The 19,031-nt window shown below is 72.5% G+C and carries 17 protein-coding genes and 1 tRNA gene; 3 read left to right on the top strand and 15 right to left on the bottom strand.

All coding sequences use genetic code 11. From position 1 onward, the window contains the following. Nucleotides 1–4 precede the first annotated feature (4 nt). Together BM028_RS00775 and BM028_RS00780 are read left to right on the top strand one after the other, a co-directional pair. On the top strand, nucleotides 5–682 hold the full coding sequence (locus BM028_RS00775) for a response regulator transcription factor (protein WP_070416542.1): 678 nt from the start codon (nucleotides 5–7) through the stop codon (nucleotides 680–682). After that, nucleotides 679–2,163: a sensor histidine kinase gene (locus BM028_RS00780; RefSeq protein ID WP_092383996.1), complete on the top strand. Its 1,485-nt coding sequence runs from the start codon at nucleotides 679–681 to the stop codon at nucleotides 2,161–2,163. Before BM028_RS00775 ends, BM028_RS00780 begins: the two co-directional genes overlap by 4 nt. Nucleotides 2,164–2,170: 7 nt before the next feature. On the opposite strand, the gene BM028_RS00785 is transcribed toward BM028_RS00780, so the two are convergent. The 15 genes from BM028_RS00785 to rplU form a co-directional block, all read right to left on the bottom strand. Then, nucleotides 2,171–5,638, bottom strand: coding sequence for an error-prone DNA polymerase (locus tag BM028_RS00785; protein ID WP_092383998.1), 3,468 nt, complete (start codon nucleotides 5,636–5,638; stop codon nucleotides 2,171–2,173). 22 nt (nucleotides 5,639–5,660) lie between these two features. Beyond that, nucleotides 5,661–7,271, bottom strand: coding sequence for a DNA polymerase Y family protein (locus BM028_RS00790; protein WP_175495990.1), 1,611 nt, complete (start codon nucleotides 7,269–7,271; stop codon nucleotides 5,661–5,663). Nucleotides 7,272–7,384: 113 nt separating this feature from the next. Beyond that, nucleotides 7,385–8,209: a flagellar hook assembly protein FlgD gene (locus tag BM028_RS00795; RefSeq protein ID WP_175473611.1), complete on the bottom strand. Its 825-nt coding sequence runs from the start codon at nucleotides 8,207–8,209 to the stop codon at nucleotides 7,385–7,387. Between the two features lie 132 nt (nucleotides 8,210–8,341). After that, the gene (locus tag BM028_RS00800; RefSeq protein ID WP_175495947.1) at nucleotides 8,342–9,871 is read right to left on the bottom strand and encodes an anthranilate synthase component I family protein; all 1,530 of its coding nucleotides are present in this window, start codon (nucleotides 9,869–9,871) and stop codon (nucleotides 8,342–8,344) included. Continuing rightward, nucleotides 9,850–10,773, bottom strand: a complete 924-nt coding sequence (locus BM028_RS00805; RefSeq protein WP_092384002.1) for an aldose 1-epimerase family protein — start codon at nucleotides 10,771–10,773, stop codon at nucleotides 9,850–9,852. Before BM028_RS00805 ends, BM028_RS00800 begins: the two co-directional genes overlap by 22 nt. A gap of 96 nt (nucleotides 10,774–10,869) precedes the next feature. Continuing rightward, nucleotides 10,870–10,945, bottom strand: a tRNA-Ala gene (locus BM028_RS00810). Nucleotides 10,946–11,063: 118 nt separating this feature from the next. Then, complete coding sequence (rsfS, locus tag BM028_RS00815; RefSeq protein ID WP_070416546.1) at nucleotides 11,064–11,438, bottom strand: ribosome silencing factor; 375 nt, start codon at nucleotides 11,436–11,438, stop codon at nucleotides 11,064–11,066. Nucleotides 11,439–11,544: 106 nt separating this feature from the next. Further along, entirely contained in the window at nucleotides 11,545–13,005 is a 1,461-nt protein-coding gene (locus tag BM028_RS00820) for a hypothetical protein (RefSeq protein WP_092384004.1), read from the bottom strand. Then, entirely contained in the window at nucleotides 13,002–13,601 is a 600-nt protein-coding gene (nadD, locus tag BM028_RS00825) for a nicotinate-nucleotide adenylyltransferase (protein WP_022907294.1), read from the bottom strand. Before nadD ends, BM028_RS00820 begins: the two co-directional genes overlap by 4 nt. A gap of 11 nt (nucleotides 13,602–13,612) precedes the next feature. Beyond that, the gene (locus BM028_RS00830) at nucleotides 13,613–13,813 is read right to left on the bottom strand and encodes a hypothetical protein (RefSeq protein WP_070416548.1); all 201 of its coding nucleotides are present in this window, start codon (nucleotides 13,811–13,813) and stop codon (nucleotides 13,613–13,615) included. Nucleotides 13,814–13,855: 42 nt separating this feature from the next. After that, the gene (locus BM028_RS00835; protein ID WP_070416549.1) at nucleotides 13,856–15,121 is read right to left on the bottom strand and encodes a glutamate-5-semialdehyde dehydrogenase; all 1,266 of its coding nucleotides are present in this window, start codon (nucleotides 15,119–15,121) and stop codon (nucleotides 13,856–13,858) included. Nucleotides 15,122–15,428: 307 nt separating this feature from the next. Next, complete coding sequence (proB, locus tag BM028_RS00840) at nucleotides 15,429–16,247, bottom strand: glutamate 5-kinase (protein ID WP_254789344.1); 819 nt, start codon at nucleotides 16,245–16,247, stop codon at nucleotides 15,429–15,431. 7 nt (nucleotides 16,248–16,254) lie between these two features. Next, nucleotides 16,255–17,796, bottom strand: a complete 1,542-nt coding sequence (gene obgE / locus BM028_RS00845) for a GTPase ObgE (RefSeq protein ID WP_070416550.1) — start codon at nucleotides 17,794–17,796, stop codon at nucleotides 16,255–16,257. 86 nt (nucleotides 17,797–17,882) lie between these two features. Continuing rightward, a complete protein-coding gene (gene rpmA, locus BM028_RS00850; RefSeq protein ID WP_070416551.1) occupies nucleotides 17,883–18,134 on the bottom strand; it encodes a 50S ribosomal protein L27 in 252 nt (83 codons plus the stop codon). 14 nt (nucleotides 18,135–18,148) lie between these two features. Beyond that, complete coding sequence (gene rplU / locus BM028_RS00855; RefSeq protein ID WP_022905369.1) at nucleotides 18,149–18,457, bottom strand: 50S ribosomal protein L21; 309 nt, start codon at nucleotides 18,455–18,457, stop codon at nucleotides 18,149–18,151. A gap of 188 nt (nucleotides 18,458–18,645) precedes the next feature. Here rplU and BM028_RS00860 point away from each other — a divergent pair, with 188 nt between their 5' ends. Then, complete coding sequence (locus BM028_RS00860; RefSeq protein WP_229085138.1) at nucleotides 18,646–18,909, top strand: DUF4031 domain-containing protein; 264 nt, start codon at nucleotides 18,646–18,648, stop codon at nucleotides 18,907–18,909. Nucleotides 18,910–19,031: the final 122 nt, after the last annotated feature.

Here is a 19,031-nt window from a genome sequence, read left to right on the forward strand (position 1 = left end):
CGCTATGCGCCTGTTGGTGGTCGAGGACGATGACGAGATGCGCGCGCTCATGGAACGTGGGCTCGCGGCAGAGGGGTACCGCGTCACCGCGGTCGAGAACGGGGTCGAGGCGCTGATCGCGCTCGGCGACCAGGCGTTCGACCTGGCCGTCGTGGACGTCATGATGCCCGGCATGTCCGGCTTCGAGCTCGCCCGCCGCATCCGCGAGCGCGAGGACCCGGTCCGGATCCTCCTCGTGACCGCGCGGGACGCCGTGGACGACCGCGTGTTCGGCCTCGACGCCGGCGCCGACGACTACCTCACGAAGCCGTTCGCCTTCGCCGAGCTCACCGCTCGCCTCCGTGCCCTCGGCCGTCGCGAGTCCGCCGGCGCCCCGCGCACCATCGAGGTGGGCGACGTCGCGATCGACTCCGAGGCCCGTCGCATCCTGATCAAGGGCCAGCGGGTCGCCGTGAGCCCCACCGAGTTCGCGCTCCTCCGGCTGCTCGCACGGTCGGTGGGCACCGTGGTCGACCGCCCGAAGATCCTCGAAGAGGTCTGGGACGGCTCGCAGCACGTCGACCCGAACGTCGTCGAGCAGTACATCTCGTACCTCCGCAAGAAGCTGACCTCGCACGAGGCGACGGTCGCGATCTCCACCGTGCGCGGCCGCGGCTACCGGCTCGATCTGCTCGGAGCGTGACCGGTTCCGGGCGTGGCCTGATCCGTCCGCTGCGGAACCTGTCGCTCCGCGCCCGGATCACCATCGGGTCCACGGCGATCGCGGCGGTGGTCATCGTGCTGCTCGTGCTCGTCATGCGGTTCCAGGTCGTCAGCGTCGTCGCGAGTGCCACGCGCACCCTGCTCGACGCGGACGCCGACCCGTACGTGGCCACGCTCGAGGTCGACAGCGATCCCGACCTGTCCCCGCCGGGCAACGCGCAGCTCGTGGCCGTGGTCTCGCCGTCCGGTGACATCGCCCTGTCGACCATGCCGCCCCGCGTCGAGCGCGCGCTCGGCAGCCTCACCGAGACGAAGGCCGGGACGTCCCTCATCCGGGTCGCCGGTTCGGAGTACCGCGTCGTCGTCGAGCACCCCGTCAACCAGGCGGGTCGGTGGACGGTCGTGGCGGCCCGCAACTCGCAGGCCGAGGCGATCGTCGTCGACGACCTGACCTCGACGCTGTCGCTCACCGGGCTCGCGATCCTGGTCGCGTTCGGCGTCGCCTCGTGGGTGCTCGCGACCGCCGCCCTGCGCCCGGTGAACCGGATGCGCCGCGAGGCCGAGCGCCTCTCCGTCGCCCCCGAACGCGCCGAACTGCCGGTCGGTCCGGCCCAGGACGAACTCGCCTCGCTGGCGACGACCCTCAACGCCTTCCTCGCCCGCACACGCCAGGCCACCGAACGCGAGCGCCAGATGGTCTCGGACGCGAGCCACGAACTCCGCACACCCCTCGCGATCCTGACGACCCAGCTCGACCTGGCGTCCCTCGACGGGGACGACGCGGCCGCCCTCGCCGCCCACATCGAGCGCGCGAAGCTCAGCGTCGCGCGGCTGTCCCGCCTGGCGAACGACCTGCTCGCGCTGTCCCGCATCGAGGAGTCCGAGCGCCGCGAACAGGACGGTGCCGAACAGCAGCCCACGGGCTGGTCGGACCTCGGCGACGAGGTCATGAGTGCCGTCGACCGCGTCCGGCTCATCGCGTCCGCCAAGGACATCACCGTCGACTTCGACCTGGAGTCCCCGGTCGCCGTCGGGGGTTCCGGCCCGGGCATCGGCGGCGGCACCGTGGAACCGCGGTACCGGCTCGACACCGGTGGCATGGCGCAGCTCGTCACGAACATCGCCGGCAACGCGGTGTCGGCACTCCCCCGCGGCGGCGGCGTCTTCGTCTCGTGGCGCAGTGCCGGCGGCGAGGGGATCCTGCAGATCACGGACGACGGCCCCGGCGTGCCGGAGTCGTTCATCCCCGTCGCCTTCGACCGGTTCACCCGCCCCGACGAGGCCCGGAAGTCCCGCCCGAACCCCGACCCCGCGACCGGCACGATCCCCCTGCCGGGTGGTTCCGGACTCGGGCTCGCGATCGTGCGGGCCGTGGCGGAGCGGGCGGGCGGGACGGCGTCGCTCCGGAACGTGCGGTCCGGCGGGCTCGAGGTCACGATCCGCATCCCCGAGGTGCGGTAGCCGGTCGTCACTGGAAGTCCCTCGACCGGGTGCGGACCGACAGGGACAGGTGTTCGATCCGGTCGGCCACCAGGTTCACGACCCCGTCCGGCGACCGCTCGAGGATCCCCCGCACGATCACGGCCGGCGCCTCGCGCGCGACCCGTCGGTACCGCCCCCACACCCCGACGCTGCAGATCACGTTCACCAACCCGGTCTCGTCCTCGACGTTCATGAACGTGATGCCGGACGCCGTCGCCGGACGCTGCCGGTGCGTCACGATCCCCCCGACCTCGACCCGCCGTCCGGTCTCGGCCGTCGCGGTGTCCTGGACGCTGAGCACCCCGCGGGCCACGAGGCCGTCACGGACGTGCCGCACGGGATGGTCGTCCGTCGTCATCCCCGTCGACCACATGTCCGCGATGAGGACGTCACCGCTGGTCATCTGCCCGAACAGCGGCGGCTGCACCGTCACCTGGGTGTCGGGCAGCTGGTCGGGACGCTCGGCCGCGGCCTGTGCTGCCGACCACATCCCACCGCGCCGGTCGACCCCGATCGACGCGAAGGCGTCGGCGGCGGCGAGCGCCTCGAGCTGCGCCGTGGTCAGGCCGACACGGCGAGCGAGGCCGGACATGTCGGTGAAGGGACCGTGGGCATCCCGCTCGGCGACGATCTTCTCGGCGCTCTTCCGGCCGAGCGAGGAGACCTCGGCCAATCCGAGACGGACAGCGAAGGCGCCGTCCCGCCGGTGCCGCGCCGTGTCGTCGGGCGTGGCCTTGTCGAACGGCAGCACCGGGGGCTGTTCCTCGGCCAGGCAGTCGTCGTGACCCGTCGCGTGGACGTGCGCCGCGCCTCCTGGACCACCGTCGGCGTCGTCGTCGTCGGCGGCGTCGTCGTGCAGCGGCTCCAACGTGGCGTCCACGCCGGAGCGCAGGATGTCCGGTCGCAGGACGGTGACCCCGTGCCGTCGGGCGTCGGCCACCAGGGTCTGGGGTGAGTAGAACCCCATCGGCTGCGCACGGAGCAGCGCGGCGAGGAAGGCGCCGGGGTAGTGCAGCCGCATCCACGCGCTCGCGTAGACGATGAGCGCGAAGCTGATGGAGTGGCTCTCCGCGAAGCCGAAGTTCGCGAACGCCTGGATCTTGGCGTAGATGGCGTCGGCGTCCTCGCCGTGGATGTCGTTCGCGGCCATCCCGGCGTAGAGCTTCTCGCGGAGCCGGTCGATCTTCTCGTGCCCGCGCTTCGACCCCATCGCACGCCGGAGCAGGTCGGCGTCGTCCCCCGAGCACCCGCCCACCGCGATCGCCATCTGCATGAGTTGTTCCTGGAAGAGCGGGACGCCGAGGGTCCGCTCGAGCACGGGTTCGAGCGACGGGTGGATGTACGTGATCGGCTCTTCGCCCGTGCGCCGCCGGATGTACGGGTGGACCGCGCCGCCCTGGATCGGCCCGGGGCGCACCAGGGCGACCTCGATCACGAGGTCGTAGAAGCGTCGCGGCAGCAGTCGGGGCAGCGTCCCCATCTGCGCTCGGGACTCCACCTGGAACACCCCGATGGTGTCCGCGCGGCACAGCTGGTCGTAGACGCCCTGTTCCTCCTTCGGGATGGAGTGCATGTCCCACCGCTCCCCGCAGTGCTCGTCGGCGAGGTCGAACGAGTACTGCAGCGCGGCGAGCATGCCGAGCCCGAGCATGTCGAACTTCACGAGCCCCATGTAGGCGCAGTCGTCCTTGTCCCATTGCAGCACCGTCCGGCCGTCCATGCGGGCGTGCTCGATCGGCACGACCTCGCCCACGGGCCGGTCCGTGAGGACCATGCCGCCGGAGTGGATGCCGAGGTGCCGGGGGAACCCGAGCACCTGCTGCGCCATGTCGACCACGGTGTCGGGGATGTCGTGGTCTTGGCTCTCGGTCACCGAGCCCCAGCGTTCGACCTGCTTCGACCAGGCGTCCTGCTGCCCGGGGCTGTGGCCGAGCGCCTTCGCCATGTCCCGCACGGCGCCCTTCGGCCGGTAGGTGATGACGTTCGCGACCTGTGCGGCGTTGAACCGGCCGTACTTCTCGTAGACGTACTGGATGACCTCTTCACGCCGGTCGGAGTCGAAGTCGACGTCGATGTCGGGTTCCTCGTCGCGCATGGCCGACAGGAAGCGTTCGAACGGCAGCCCGTAGCGGATCGAGTCGACCGCGGTGATCTCGAGCAGGTAGCAGACCGCCGAGTTCGCCGCCGAGCCGCGGCCCTGGCAGAGGATGCCGCGTTCACGGGCGTACTGCACCATGTCCCGCACGATGAGGAAGTAGCCGGGGAAGTCCTTGTCCTCGATCACCGAGAGTTCGCGTTCGATGCGCTCGCGCTTCTGCGGGTCGACACCGTCGGCACTGCCGGGGTAGAACCGGCGGGCGCCGCGCCAGGTGAGCTCCCGCAGCCAGGACATCGTGGTGTGCCCGTCGGGGACGTCGATGTCGGGCAACCCGGGCTTGACCGTCTTCAGCCGGAACCCGAGCTCGTCGGCGAGTTCGACGCTGTGCTCGATCGCTCCGGGGTAGCGGGCGAACCGCCGGGTCATCTCGGCCCCCGAGCGGAGGTGGGCCGTCGGTGCGGCCGGCAGCCAGCCGTCGATCTCGTCGAGACTGCGGCGGGCCCGGACCGCGGCGAGCGCCGTCGCCACCGGGAAGCGGTCCGGGGTGGCGTAGTGCACGTTGCCCGTGGCCACCGTGGGCAGCGCGTGCTTCGCGGCGAGCGCGGCCAGGGCGTCGTTCCGCGCGGTGTCCATCGGGTCGCCGTGGTCGGTGAGCTCGACGACGACCCCCGCCGTGCCGAACCGGTCGAGCAGGGCGCGCAGGGCGTCCTCGGCCGCGGACTCGCCCCCGCGCTCGAGCGCCTGCCGGACGGCCCCCTTGCGGCACCCGGTCAGGACGCGCCAGTGCCCGTCCGATCGTGCTGCGAGGTCGTCGAGGTCGTACCGGGGTCGTCCCTTCTCGGCGCCGGCGGCCAGGTGCGCCCGGGTGACGGCACCGGCGAGCCGGTGGTACCCGTCCTGCCCGTCCGCCAGCAGGAGCAGGTGCGTGCCCTCGGGGTCGGGTACGCCGTTCTGCGGTTCGGTCAGCCCGAGGGACAGCTCGGTGCCGTACACCGTGGCGACGGTCGGGTATGCCTCGGCCACCTCGGCCATGCGCGCGGCACCGTAGAAGCCGTCGTGGTCGGTGAGGGCGAGCCCGTGCAGGTGCAACCGAGCGGCCTCTTCGAAGAGCTGTTCCGGGCCGCTCGCGCCGTCGAGGAAGCTGAACGTCGAGTGCGCGTGCAGCTCGGCGTACGGCACGACCGGCACGTTCGTGTCGTCGGCCACCGGCGGGGTCGTCGGCGCGTAGGGCTCGCGCTTGCGGGACCACGCGGGGCTGTCCCCGCCGTCGCCGTCGTGCGTGCTGCCGGGGCTCCGCTTGTCGGACAGCGCACGTTCGAACTGGGACCACGGGATCGGCGGGTTGCTGTACCCCATCAGTGTTCCCCCGTCCGGGCGGTCACGTCGCCACCGCCTCGGCCCACCACCGGTGGTCGGCGAGCACGAGGTACCACGCACGTCCGTCGGCGTCGACGAGCTGCAGCCGGTGGAGTCGGCGTCCGCCGGCCTCCCACCAGCGCACGACGAGCGGCCACGGTCCGGCCCACGCGGTCACGGCGTCGAACCGGCCACCACGCTCCCCCTCGGCACGGAACCGTTCCGGGACCCCGGTGAGGACGCCGCGGTCGTCGACGTCGACGGTGCCGCCGTCGCCGGTGACGACGTCCACCGGGCGCGGACGGTCGAGCACGGTCGCCGGCGGCGGACCGGGAAGCTTGCCGGGCCACGGGCGGTCGCGGACGGTCGCCAGCGCACGCTCGCCACCGGCGGGAGCGTCGCCCCACGGCACGAGCACCACGCGTTCGGCCAGGGTGCGCCCGCCGCCGATCCGTGGCGTGACCACCCCGTCGTGCCCGACCAGTCCCTGCACGCGGGCGAGACCGTGGTGCACGCGTTCGTCCGGTCCGGTCCCCCAGAGCCCGCGTTCGTGGTTCGCCATGTCGTCGACCGCGACGGGCTCGAGCACCACCTGGACGACCGGCGCCTCGAGCCCGGTCGGGTCCACCCCGCCGGCGAGCTGCCAGCGCACCCGGTCCACCACGTCGGCGGCGTCGAACCACCGCGGGTGCACCCACGTGCGCTCGAGCAGGATGTCCCGCTCGTCGACGATGCCGACCCGGATCGTGGTGGCGACGAGTCCGGCTGCCCGGAGGCGTGCGGCGAAGTCGTCGGCGGAGCGACGGAACGCGAACGCGATCTGGTCGGCGCGGTCGAGCGGAGGTTCGAACGACGCCTCGACCCGGAGTTCGGGCGGGACCGCGCGCGCCGCGACCTCTCGCGGGTCACGACCGCCGGCGAGCCGGTGCAGGAACACCCCGGCGAGTCCGAACCGGTCGCGCACCTGTTCGTCGGCCAGCGCGGCGAACTCGCCGAGGGTCTGGATGCCGAGGCGCCCGAGCAGCATCGCGAGGTCGGCGTCGCCGAGCACGCCGAGCGGCAGCCCGGCCAGGAACGGCGCCGAGCCGTCGACGGGCACGATCCGCACCCGCTCCCCCGGACGCGCCGGGCGAGCCCGTGCGGCCTGTTCGGCGGCGAACGGGGTGTCCGCGACGCCGGCGCGCACCCCGGGAGCACCGTGGTCGGCAGCGATGCCGGCGAGGGTCGCCGCGGCGGCTCGTTCTCCGCCGTAGTACCGGGCCGGCCCGCGGGACCGCAGCGCGAGGGTGCCCGGGCGGAGCACCTCGACACCGGGGACCGCCGCCTCGACCGCGCGGATGACCGGTTCGAACGCCCGGTGGTCGAGCGCGTCGTCGTAGGGCTGCACGACGAGCTCGGGGCAGCGCGCCTGTGCCTCGCGCACGCGGAGCCCACGGACCACGCCGTGCTGCCGGGCACTGGCGGAACTGGCGTACACCTGGCCCTTCACCACGAGGGCGAACGGGTGGTCCGGCGGCGACCCGGCAGCGCGAGCGGCCGCGATCACCGGCCAGTCCGGGCACCACAGCACGATCGTCCGGGTCGGCGGGGGCTCGGGCAGCGCCCCACCGCGGGCGAGTGCGTCGGCTCGGATCGACCGCGCATCGGGCACGCCCGCCGCACCCGCGCCGGCCCCGGGCCCGCGTCCGGCGAGGGCACCGGTGACCCGGGACCCGGTCGTCCGGGTCCGGCCGCCGCCCCGGGGGCTCACGACGCCACCGCCACGGGACGCAGCACGGGTGTCGTCCGGCCGGGGCCGGACGCCGCAGCGGTGGGGACGGCGGCCCGGACCGTGCCGTCCGCCGCGGGCAGCAGCAGGTCGGCGTCCACCGGTCGCCCCGCTCCGGCACGACCGGACGCCGACACCGTGACCCGTCGTTCCGTCAGGAAGCCGTGCCCGTCCCCGATGCCGCTCCACTCGGACCGGGTCACCCGCAGCGAGACGTCGGCCCCGGGCCAGGACCCGAGCGCGACGAGCGCCCCACCACGCTGACGCAGCCGTGCCGACAGCCGGGACACGTCGCCGGGCACCACCCGACCGAGCGGACGGGTGAGGACGATCTGGGCGACGTCCGCCAGCGCGGCCGTCACGGTGAGCCACTGGTCGCCCGGGTCCGGCACGAGCACGAGCCGTTCGAGGTCGATGCCGGCCGCGGCCGCGGCCTCGACCCCGAAGGACGGCACCCCCACCACCGCGCACCAGGCACCGGCGGCCGAGGCTGCCTGCAGCATCGTCATCGCGAGGAGCACCGACTCGTGCACCGAGTAGGACCCGCCCACGCGGATCGCACCACCCGGCAGGAGCGGTGCGAGCGCCTCGGCCGTGGGCAGCCCCTCGGTGTCGACCCGGGTGGACTCCATCTCGGCCACACGCGACCGCAGCGAGGTGATCCGTTCGAGTGCGGCGCGGGCGTCACCGAGGTGGTCGACCCGCCGCACCGGCCGGGCAGGACCGGGCCGCCCGGTCGGCTCTGGGTGAGCCCCGGGCGATCGGAGTGCCGCCGCCGTCTGCATGCCCTCATATTCGAACATGTGTTCGATGATGTCAATCGGGTCCGACATCCTGTGGACAGTTGCTTCGAACACGCGTTCGACACGCCGTGTGAGCGGTGGATCAGCGCCCTGTGGAGGAGTGCTCCGGCAGCGCCGCCCGACGATCCGCCGTCACCAGCGGGCGACGGCCGCCACACCGGCGAGCACCGAGCGCGTCTTCGTCTCGACCTCGTCCGCCTCGTCCGCGGCGACCGACGACCACGTCACCGCGCCGCCGGCACCGAACGACCGCGACCGCACCGTGCCCCGGTCGTCGATGACCGTCACCAGTGTGCGGATCACCACCGACAGGTCGACCGCGCCGCTGGCCGAGAAGTACCCGATCGCACCTGAGTACAGCCCGCGAGGCCCGTCCTCGAGCCGATCCGCGATCCCCATGGCACTGATCTTCGGCGCGCCGGTCATCGACCCCGGCGGGAACGCGGCGTGCACCACGGCTGCCCGCGACGTCCCCTCGGGCAGGACCGCACCGATCGTCGACACCATCTGGTGCACGCTCGCGTAGGTCTCGACGTCGCAGAGCCGGTCGACGTGCACCGACCCCGGTACCGCCGTCCGGAGCAGGTCGTTCCGGAGCAGGTCGACGATCATGACGTTCTCGGCACGGTCCTTCGCGCTCACGGCGAGTCCGGCACGGACCGCTTCGTCCTCCACAGGGTCGTCGGAGCGCCGTCGGGTCCCCTTGATCGGCTCCGCGGACACCGTCCCGGACGCATCGATCCGCAGGAACCGCTCAGGAGACCGGCTCGCCACGCGCAGCGGGCCGAGCCGTAGGTACGCACCGAACGGGACGGGGTCCGCCGCGCGCAGCCGCAGGTACTCGGTCAGGTGGGGGTCCGTGGCGGGGCCCCGCCGCGCCTCCTGGACCGGCGGCACCGCGAAGGCGGTCGTGAGGCACACCTGGAACGCGTTGCCCGCACGGATCTCCGCGCGGCACGCGTCCACCGCCGTCTCGTAGGCGGCGCGCGTGACGCGCCCGGTCGCCGGAGCGGGGCCCGGGAGGAACGGGGCCACGTCGTCGACGTCGACCCGCGTGACCGGGGCGGTCACCGTCTCCAGCCATGCGCGGTTCCGCGCGCTGGCCTCGGGTTCCGCATCGCTCGCCAGGGCGAGTGCCCAGGCGTCACCGGCGGCGTCGACGACCACCGCGCGGTCGACGAACCGCAGGTCCGCGTCCGCGTGCCCCTCGGCCGTCCGGTCGACGCCGCCCGACTCGCGCCCGAGCTCGTAGCCGAGGAACCCGACCCAGCCGAGCGCGAAGCCGCAGCCCGCGACCGGTTCCGGCAGCACCGGGGTGCGCGCGAGCAACTCGGTGAGGACCGCGAAGGCGGGTCGGTCCGATCCCTCGGCGGTCGCGACGTCCCCGAACCACGATCGGGACGCCGGGGTCGTCTCGACGAACGCCCGTCGCGTCTCGTGCCGGAACCGCGCTGCGAACGGGCCGTCCGTCAGCGCGAGGACCGACCACCGGGCACGGGCGCGCGCGGTCGGGGGCGAACCGGCCGGCAGCGAGGAGTCGAGCCAGACCACGTCGGCGCCGGACGCGGCGGCGAGGGCGCCGAGGTCGGGAGTCGACGGCAGCCGCCGGACCTCGATCCGGGCGGACGCGGGTGCTGCCGTCAGACCGCCGCGATCGTCCACGAGGCCGCCGACGAGGACCCGGGCTCGAGCACGACGAGACCCGCGTCGGACCCGGCGTTGAAGGCGTCCGGCGCACAGGTCATCGGCTCGACCGCGAGACCCGCACGGTGGTACTCCGGCACGACGTGGTCGGCGGTGTGCACCTGCGCCCACCCGCACTCCGGGCCGAACGAGGCACGGACACCGCGGCCGTCGGCGGCGGTGAGGACGATCGTCGCGCTGCCGTCGGCGTCGCGGTCGAACCCGGTGAAGGCGTGGTCGATGAACCGGTCGCCGATGCGCGTCGCGGAGCGCAGGTCGAACTCGTCGTGCACCGGCGCGAGGCCCGTCGGGACGAGGCGGTCCTCGGTGACCTCGAGCACCTCGGCCGCCGGCAGCGTCAGGGTCCAGTCGTCGACACGACCCTCGCCGGCGACGAGGTACGGGTGCGGACCGGTCCCCCACGGAGCCGCGTCGGCACCGGTGTTCGTCCCGGTGACCGTCGTGTGCAGCCCGTCGGCGTCGACGCGGTACTCGACCAGTACCTCGACGCGGAACGGGTACCCGTCCTGGGCGGGCACCGTCGTGGCGAGGACCGCGCGGTCCGGTTCGTGCGCGACGATCCGGAAGTCGGTCCAGGCGACCAGCCCGTGCAGGGCGTGCTGCCGCTTCGGCTCGGTCAGCGCGAGCTCGTGCTCGGTCCCGCCGAACGTGTACTTCCCGTCGACGACCCGGTTCGGCCACGGCGCCAGGACGGCTCCGCGGAAGGCCGGGCGGACCTCGTCGGCGTCGAACGGCGAGACCAGGTCGCGTCCCTCGAACCGGAACGTCCGCAGTGTCGCCCCCACCGAGGCGATCTCGGCCGTGTAGCCGCCGGCGGTGATCGTCAGGGCGGAACCGGACAGGGGTGCGTCGCTGCTCATGCGCTCAGCGTAGTGGGGACGCGGGAGCCGGATCGCCTCGGGCGCGCGTCCCCGGAACGAGAAGACCCCCGCGGTTCCGGAGAACCGCGGGGGTGATGGTGGATCTGAGGGGACTCGAACCCCTGACCCCCTGCATGCCATGCAGGTGCGCTACCAGCTGCGCCACAGACCCGAAGTGTTGGTGTTCCCACCGACTTCAGTGTGCCCCCGTTCCCCGGAGGCACCATAGAAGCGTACACCATGCGAACGCCGGGTGACGAAATCGTCGCCGCCACCCGGGCGCGTCGCACCTACGCGGTGTGGTCCACCGGGAGCTCGAGCGGGATGGTCGGGCAGTCCGACCAGAGACGCTCGAGCGAGTAGTACTGGCGGTCTTCTTCGTGGAAAACGTGCACGACGATGTCGCCGAAGTCGATGAGGACCCAGCGGCCCTCGCTCCGGCCTTCACGACGGAGCGGCTTGGCCCCGGCTTCGAGGAGGCGCTCTTCGATCTCGTCCGCGATGGCGAGCACGTTGCGCTCGTTCCGGCCGGTCGCGAGCAGGAACACGTCGGTGAGCTGCAGCGGCCCGGTCACGTCGAGGGCGACGAGGTCCTCGGCCTGCTTGGCGTCGGCCGCCTGGGCGGCGATCTGCACGAGTTCCACTGCGCGTGAGGAGGCGGTCACGGATTCCTTCCGGTCGGTCGACCTGGCAGGCTGCCGGATCGCTTGATGGGTCACGATCATAAGCCACCCACCGACACACAGCCAGGCCGTGCGCGGTGGGGAGGACTCAGAACGTGTGGGTCGTGACGAGGGCCACGATGATGACGGCTGCAGCGGCGACGCCGACGGCACCGACCGTCACGCCGAGGATGAGCGGCGTGCGCGACTCCTTCGGCTTGGCCGCCGCGAGGACGACCTGCCGCGTGGAGGTGTGGCTCGACACCGCACGGCTGGCACGGACCGGGCTGGCGTCCGTGTCGGGCTGTTCGTCGTGCTGCTCGAGCAGTCGGTCGACCTCGGCACCGTCGATCGGCCGGTGCGATCCGGTCGAGGACAGCGACGCCGGCAGGTCGATCGAGCCGGTGAGGATGACCTCGCCCGTGGCGTTCAGCGCGCCCGTCGGGTCGGCGAGGGCCGAGTTCGGCAGGATGATCGCGTTCGTGTTGGTCACGGCGACGCGGCGGGTGCCGGTCTCCTCGTCGTGGACCTCGGCGTCGTTCGAGTCGTGCGCCTGCTGCGACCAGTGGCCGACGGGCGGCTCGAACGCGGTCGTGAGGGGCTTCGGCTCGGCCGGACGCTGGAACGAGGCCGGCACGCGGGGGGCATCGGCGTCGCCATCGGTGTCACCGGCGGACGACGGCGCGCCACTCGACGTGGGTGCCGAGGCGGCACGCGCGGGTTGGGCGGCGTTCTGGACCGGGACCTCGTTCGTGTCGTCCTCGTCCAGCGAGAGCGGGAACACCGCCGGCGTGGAGGACTGGATCGGGGTCCGCTGCGCCGTGGCGGGGACGTCCGGGGTGCCCAGCGTGTTCGGAGCGTCCGGCGCGTCCGGCGTGTCCGAGTCGGCTTCGGTGTCCGACGGCTCGGTGGCCTCGGGCGGGGCCCAGGTCGAACGGTGGCGACGCGGCTCTTCGCTGTGTGCGGCGGCTTCCTCGAGGGGCTCGATCGCGTCGGGCGATCCGTCCGCCTCGGTCGCCTGTGCCACGGCCGCCTGGTCGAGCACGACCGTCTCGGCCGAGGGCTCGGAGTCGACGGAGGACTCCTGCGCGAGCGGCTCGGGCTCGGCGGCGGCCGACGTGCCCGTCGCGTCCGTCGTGCCAGGGCGCTCCGGTCCACCGTGCAGCGCGTCGACCGAGCCGAGGACGTCCTCGACGGTGCGGTCGGACGACTGCGGGGTCGGGTTCTGCAGCGGGACGGGCTGGATCGCCTGTCCCTCGGCCGCACGCAGCTGACGGATCTGCCGACGGGTGAGTCCGCCCGAGCCGGGGACGATCTCGGTCGCCGAGGCCGGGGGCATCGACGGCACACCGGAGCCGCCGGACGAGGCCGACGACGGCACGGCGGACTGTGCGGGTGCGCCGGGGGCGGGAGCGACGTGGCTGCCGGGACGGTGGCGCACTTCCGGCTGCTCGGCCGGGGCGGCGACGGTCGGGGGCGGCGTCACGGGCTGCGCACCGCCCGCGGCGGCACGCTCCCGCTCGCGCGCCTGGCGCCGCGACAGGGGCGGCTGCGCGTCGGACGAACTCATGCAACGCTCCGATACAGATGGTGCTTGGAGATGTACTGGACGACACCGTCGGGGACCAAGTACCACACGGGGAAACCACGTCTCACCCGGTCGCGGCAGTCGGTCGACGATATTGCCAGCGCGGGAACTTCGAGCAAGCTTACGTCTCGTTCGGGCAGACCCGTGATGCTCAAGGCGTGTCCCGGACGTGTCACAGCGACGAAGTGCGCGAGGTCCCAGAGGCCATCATGGTCCTTCCAGTCGACAATCTGCTGGACGGCGTCTGCGCCGGAGATGAAGACCAGCTGCGCGTCGGGTCGCTGCTCGTGCAGGTCCTTCAGCGTGTCGACCGTGTAGGTCGGGCCCGGGCGGTCGATGTCCACGCGGCTCACGGTGAACATCGGGTTCGACGCCGTGGCGACGACGGTCATGAGGTAGCGGTGTTCGGCGTCGGTCACACCGGACTTCATGTACGGCTGCCCCGTGGGGACGAAGACCACTTCGTCGAGGTCGAACGCGCGCGCCACCTCGGACGCTGCCACGAGGTGGCCGTTGTGGATCGGGTCGAACGTGCCACCCATCACGCCGATGCGAGGCCGCCCCGTGCTCTCGAGCATGGAGTCGCGGGTCAGTGCTCGGCGCGACCGAACTCGTCGACACCCGTCTCGTGGGTGCGCGTGGCCTCGAACTTGTGCGAGTGGCGGTAGGCCACGTCGCGGAAGCTCCAGGTCACGAACCCGAGGAACGCGAAGAAGAGGGCACCGACGAGCGGGAACACGTACGCGGGGACCCCCGAGGCGTGCTCAGCGGCTTCTGCGAGGAAGGTCATTGATCCGATGCTCCGTTCGGTCGGGGGAATTCGCCGTTCAGTCTAGCCGCGGATCTGTCCCTGCCCGCGCACGATCCACTTGGTGCTCGTCAGCTCGGGCAGCCCCATCGGCCCACGAGCGTGCAGTTTCTGCGTCGAGATCCCCACCTCGGCACCGAACCCGAACTCCCCGCCGTCGGTGAACCGCGTCGAGGCGTTCGCCATCACGACCGCGGAGTCGACCTCGGCCAGGAAGCGCTCGGCCGTGTCGACGTCGTTCGTGACGATCGACTCGGTGTGGTGCGTCGACCAGCGCGCGATGTGCGCCATCGCCGCATCGACGTCGGGCACCACCCGGACGGACAGGTCGAGGTCCATCGACTCGGTCGCCCAGTCGTCGTCCGTCGCCCGGAGCACACCGGGCACGAGCACCCGCGTGGCGTCGTCACCGCGGAGCGTGACGCCGGCGGCCCGCAGCCGGTCGGCCAGCGCGGGCAGGAGCCGGTCGGCCGCCCGCTCGTGCACGAGGAGCGTCTCGAGCGCGTTGCACACGCTGGGCCGCTGCACCTTGCTGTTCAGGACGATGTCGATCGACCGGTCGAGCGGTGCCGACTCGTCGAGGAAGACGTGGACGACCCCGGCACCCGTCTCGATCACGGGCACCTGCGACTCGGTCACGACGGTCTGGATCAGTGAGGCGCTGCCCCGCGGGATGAGCACGTCGACGAGCCCGCGTGCCCGCATCAGGTCGGTCGCGCCGGCACGCCCGAACTCGTCGATCGTCTGCACGAGTTCGCGCGGCAGCCCCGCCGAGGCGACGGCGTCCTGGATCCGGGCGACGAGGACCGCGTTGGTGCGCTGCGCCGCCGAGCCGCCCCGGAGCACGACCGCGTTGCCGCTCTTCAGCGCGAGGCTGGCGATGTCGACCGTGACGTTCGGCCGCGCTTCGTAGATCGCGCCGACGACCCCGAACGGCACCCGCACCTGGGAGAGCTGCAGCCCGTTCGGCAACCGCGACCCGCGGACGTGCTGCCCGACCGGGTCGGTGAGGCCGACGACGTGTTCGACCGCGGCGGCGAGGGCGTCGATGCGGACGGGATCGAGCCGCAGCCGGTCGAGGAGCCCGGACGAGAGCCCGCTCTCCTCGCCCGCCAAGAGGTCCTCGTGGTTGGCCGCGACGATCTCGTCCGTCGCCTGTCGCACGCCCGCCGCGATCGCGAGGAGCGCCGCGTCCTTCACCGCGGTCGTCGCCGTGGCGAGGACCGACGCCGCGTCGCGCGCAGCGACGAGCTTGTCGGTCAGGGTCGGGGCGGATGCGGTCAGCGACATGGCTCGATTCTAGGCGCGGGGGTCCGCCACATGACGGCGGTCCGGCTCACCTGTGGAGGGCCCTGGAGGCGCGGCTCCTGTGGAGGAGTCAGCACACGCCCGCAGCGCCCTCGCCCCTCGGTCCGCGCGCCCCGCGAGCGGGCACGACACGCCGCAGGCGTGCCGCCGAGGTCGCGGAATCCGTCGCTCGGAGGCGCCGAGCGTGACGAACAATGCCCCCTCGGCGGACGTGAGCGGCGCGTCGAAGCCGACCCGCGCCTCCCGAACCGAACCGAACCGAACCGAACCGTACCGGAACCGACCCCCGTCAGCCCCGCGCCGCCGCCTCGAACCAGGTCCCGACCTGCTCCCCCGCCAACGCCCGCTCCACGAGCGCCGTCGCCGTCACGAGCACCGCCGTGCCGGCCTCGGCCGCGAGCCGGGCGGCAGCGACCTTCGTCCCCGCTCCCCCGGTCCCCACGCCCGCGGCACCGATCGACCCGAACGTGACCCCGGCGAGCTCGTCGCCGAACGGCACGTGCGTGATCGGCTCCGCACCGGGCTGCTCCGGGGGCCGCGTGTAGAGCGACTCCACGTCGGACAGCAGCACGAGCGCATCGGCCCCGAGCAGCCGGGCCACGAGCGCCGCGAGCCGGTCGTTGTCCCCGAAGCGGATCTCGTGCGTCGCCACGGTGTCGTTCTCGTTCACGATCGGCAGCACCCGCAGCGCGAGCAGCCGGTCGATTGCCCGCTGCGCGTTCACCCGGTGCGTCGGGTTCTGCAGGTCCCCCGCGGTCAGGAGGATCTGCGCCGCGACGACCGCGTGCCGGTCGAGTTCCTTCTGGTACCGGAACATCAGGACGTTCTGCCCGGTCGCGGCGGCGGCTTGCTGGGTGGCGAGGTCGTCGGGGCGACCCTCGAGCCCGAGGAACGGGAACCCGGTGGCGATGGCACCGGAGGACACGAGGACGACCTCGGTCCCCCGGGCGTGCGCTGCCGCGATGGCGTCGACGAGCGGAGCGATCTGCCCGGTGTTGTCACCGCTGACCGACGACGACCCGACCTTGACCACGATCCGCTTGGCACGCGGGATGTCCTCGCGCCGGGTGACGGGTCCGAGGTCGGTGCGTGCGGTCGTGTCGGTCATGCCGTGGTCAGTCCCTGTCGTCCCGGTCGGCTTCGGCGGGAGACAGGTCTCCGTCCTCCGCCCACAGCCCGGCGATGCGCTCCTGCTCGAGCTCGGCACGCGCCGCGGCCTTGGCGTCCATGCGCTCGAAGTACTCCTCGCGACGCTCGTTGCGGGTCGGACGCGAGGTCGCGCCGATCCGGGCGTCGGTCCCGCGGGCGCTCGTGATGAGCTCCGCGGTCGAGGTGAGCGTGGGCTCCCAGTCGAAGATCGTGCCGCCGTCGCCACCGATGACGACGGTGGACCCGGCGACGGCTCCGGCCTTGAACAGGCCGTCCTCGACGCCGAGCTTCGCCAGGCGGTCGGCGAGGTAGCCGATCGCCTCTTCGTTCGTGAAGTCGGTCTGCTGGACCCAGCGCTCCGGCTTCGCACCGCGGATGCGGTAGAAGCGGTGTTCCTCGCCGCCTTCGGCGCGGATGGTGAAGGGCTTGTCGTCGACCGCCTTGGGGCGGAGGACGATGCGCTCGGCCACCGGCTCGGCGGCACGGGAGGCGCGGGCTTGCTCCACGACGTCGGCCAGCGCGAACGTCAGCTCGCGCAGGCCCTTGCGGGACGCGGTCGAGATCGGGAAGACGCGGTAGCCACGGCCCTCGAGCTCGTCGCGCACGAAGGCGGCGAGTTCTTCGGCCTCGGGCACGTCGACCTTGTTGAGCGCGATCATCTGCGGGCGCTCGAGCAGCGGCACCTGGCCCTCGGGGACCGGGTAGCGCTCGAGCTCGCCGAGGATGACGTCGAGGTCGCTGATCGGGTCACGGCCGGGGTCGAGCGTGGCGCAGTCGATCACGTGCAGGAGTGCCTCGCAGCGCTCGACGTGACGGAGGAACTCGAGGCCGAGGCCCTTGCCCTCCGACGCGCCCTCGATCAGACCGGGGACGTCGGCGACGGTGAAGCGGGTGGACCCGGACTCGACGACGCCGAGGTTCGGCGTGAGGGTCGTGAACGGGTAGTCGGCGATCTTCGGCTTCGCGGCGGAGATCGCGGCGATGAGCGAGGACTTGCCGGCGCTCGGGAACCCGACGAGGGCGACGTCGGCGATGGTCTTCAGCTCGAGGCTGACGTCACCGGCCCAGCCCTCGGTGCCGAGCAGCGCGAACCCGGGGGCCTTGCGCTTCGTGGTCGAGAGCGCGGCGTTGCCGAGACCGCCCTGACCGCCGGGGGCGATGACGACGCGCATGCCCGGCTCGGTCATGTCCGCGAGGACGTCGCCGTTCTCGTCGTACACGACGGTGCCGATCGGCAGCGGGAGCTCGAGCGTCTCACCGCTGATGCCGCTCCGCATGTCGCCCATGCCGGGCTGCCCGTTCTTGGAGGAACGGTGCGGCGAGCGGTGGTAGCCGAGCAGGGTCGTCACCTGGGGGTCGGCGACGAGGACGATGTCGCCACCGTCACCGCCGTTGCCGCCGTCCGGGCCGGCCAGCGGCTTGAACTTCTCACGGCGGACCGACACGCAGCCGTTGCCGCCGTTCCCCGCGGTGAGGTGCAGGGTCACGCGGTCGACGAAGGTCGCCATGGGTCCACTCCTTGGTGTTGCAACGAAAGAACGGGAGGGGCGGGCACGTGGCCCGCCCCTCCCGCAGAGTCAGATCGTCGAACTGCTTACGCGTTGACGATGTTGACGACCTTGCGGCCGCCCTTGGTGCCGAACTCGACCGCACCGGCCGAGAGGGCGAACAGCGTGTCGTCGCCACCGCGGCCGACGTTGGCGCCCGGGTGGAAGTGGGTACCGCGCTGGCGGAGGATGATCTCACCGGCGTTGACGACCTCGCCCCCGAAGCGCTTCACGCCGAGGCGCTGTGCGTTCGAGTCACGACCGTTGCGAGTGGAGCTCGCACCCTTCTTGTGTGCCATCTTCTACTCCCGCCTTACGCGATCGAGGTGATCTTGACGCGGGTGAGCTCAGCGCGGAAACCCTGACGCTTCTTGTACCCGGTCTTGTTCTTGAACTTCTGGATGACGACCTTCGGACCGCGGAGGTCCTCGAGCACCTCGGCGGTGACCGTCACGTTGGCGAGCTCGGAAGCCGCCGACGTGATCTTGTCACCGTCCACGAGGAGCACCGGGGCGAGGTCGATGTTGCCCTTGTCGTCGGCCTTGGCACGGTCGATCGTGATGATCGTGCCGACCTCGACCTTCTCCTGACGGCCGCCGGCGCGCACTACTGCGTAAACCACGTGGAAATCCTTACGTAACTCTGCTTGAGGGAAGTCTCGGGTGCCCACTTCTGCACGAGCGGTTCCCGGAGGGCCGGGCCCGATCGGCGACGCAGGCAGAACGGCCCGCTGACACCAGGGATCGAGAATACTCGATGCCCCCAGGTCCGGTCAAACGGCGACACACGTACGATTGCCGTGTGACCGTGATGATCGACCCGCCGACGTGGCCCGCACACGACACTCTGTGGTCGCACCTCGTCAGTGACACATCATACGACGAGCTGCACGAGTTCGCTGGACGCGTCGGTATCCCACGTCGTGCGTTCGACCACGACCACTACGACGTGCCGCTGTCGCGCTACGAGGAACTCGTCGCCGCGGGGGCCACGGCGGTCACGGGGCGCGAGCTGGTGCTGCGCCTGATCGGCAGCGGGCTGCGGGTCGCCCAGCGGGACAAGCACACGTTCTGAGCGCGCGGCCGCCCACGCACGGTGCGAGGTCCCGTGCTGGGTGCGGCGGTCGTTCCCTCGCGCCCTGCCCGGCACCTCGCACGCGGCACGGCGCGGTGACGCGCGGCGGTCCAGGAGGCGCG

It is taken from the genome of Curtobacterium sp. YR515 (assembly GCF_900113095.1).
GTDB lineage: Bacteria > Actinomycetota > Actinomycetes > Actinomycetales > Microbacteriaceae > Curtobacterium.

What these genes read in the sequence shown, in the direction of transcription:
- proB (WP_254789344.1), bottom strand. Translation starts at nt 16,247, where the DNA reads ATGACCGACACGACCGCACGCACCGACCTCGGACCCGTCACCCGGCGC.
- BM028_RS00795 (WP_175473611.1), bottom strand. Translation starts at nt 8,209, where the DNA reads ATGTTCGAATATGAGGGCATGCAGACGGCGGCGGCACTCCGATCGCCC.
- BM028_RS00835 (WP_070416549.1), bottom strand. Translation starts at nt 15,121, where the DNA reads ATGTCGCTGACCGCATCCGCCCCGACCCTGACCGACAAGCTCGTCGCT.
- BM028_RS00775 (WP_070416542.1), top strand. Translation starts at nt 5, where the DNA reads ATGCGCCTGTTGGTGGTCGAGGACGATGACGAGATGCGCGCGCTCATG.
- nadD (WP_022907294.1), bottom strand. Translation starts at nt 13,601, where the DNA reads ATGCTCGAGAGCACGGGGCGGCCTCGCATCGGCGTGATGGGTGGCACG.
- BM028_RS00830 (WP_070416548.1), bottom strand. Translation starts at nt 13,813, where the DNA reads ATGACCTTCCTCGCAGAAGCCGCTGAGCACGCCTCGGGGGTCCCCGCG.
- BM028_RS00785 (WP_092383998.1), bottom strand. Translation starts at nt 5,638, where the DNA reads ATGGGGTACAGCAACCCGCCGATCCCGTGGTCCCAGTTCGAACGTGCG.
- BM028_RS00860 (WP_229085138.1), top strand. Translation starts at nt 18,646, where the DNA reads ATGATCGACCCGCCGACGTGGCCCGCACACGACACTCTGTGGTCGCAC.
- rpmA (WP_070416551.1), bottom strand. Translation starts at nt 18,134, where the DNA reads ATGGCACACAAGAAGGGTGCGAGCTCCACTCGCAACGGTCGTGACTCG.
- BM028_RS00820 (WP_092384004.1), bottom strand. Translation starts at nt 13,005, where the DNA reads ATGAGTTCGTCCGACGCGCAGCCGCCCCTGTCGCGGCGCCAGGCGCGC.
- BM028_RS00805 (WP_092384002.1), bottom strand. Translation starts at nt 10,773, where the DNA reads ATGAGCAGCGACGCACCCCTGTCCGGTTCCGCCCTGACGATCACCGCC.
- obgE (WP_070416550.1), bottom strand. Translation starts at nt 17,796, where the DNA reads ATGGCGACCTTCGTCGACCGCGTGACCCTGCACCTCACCGCGGGGAAC.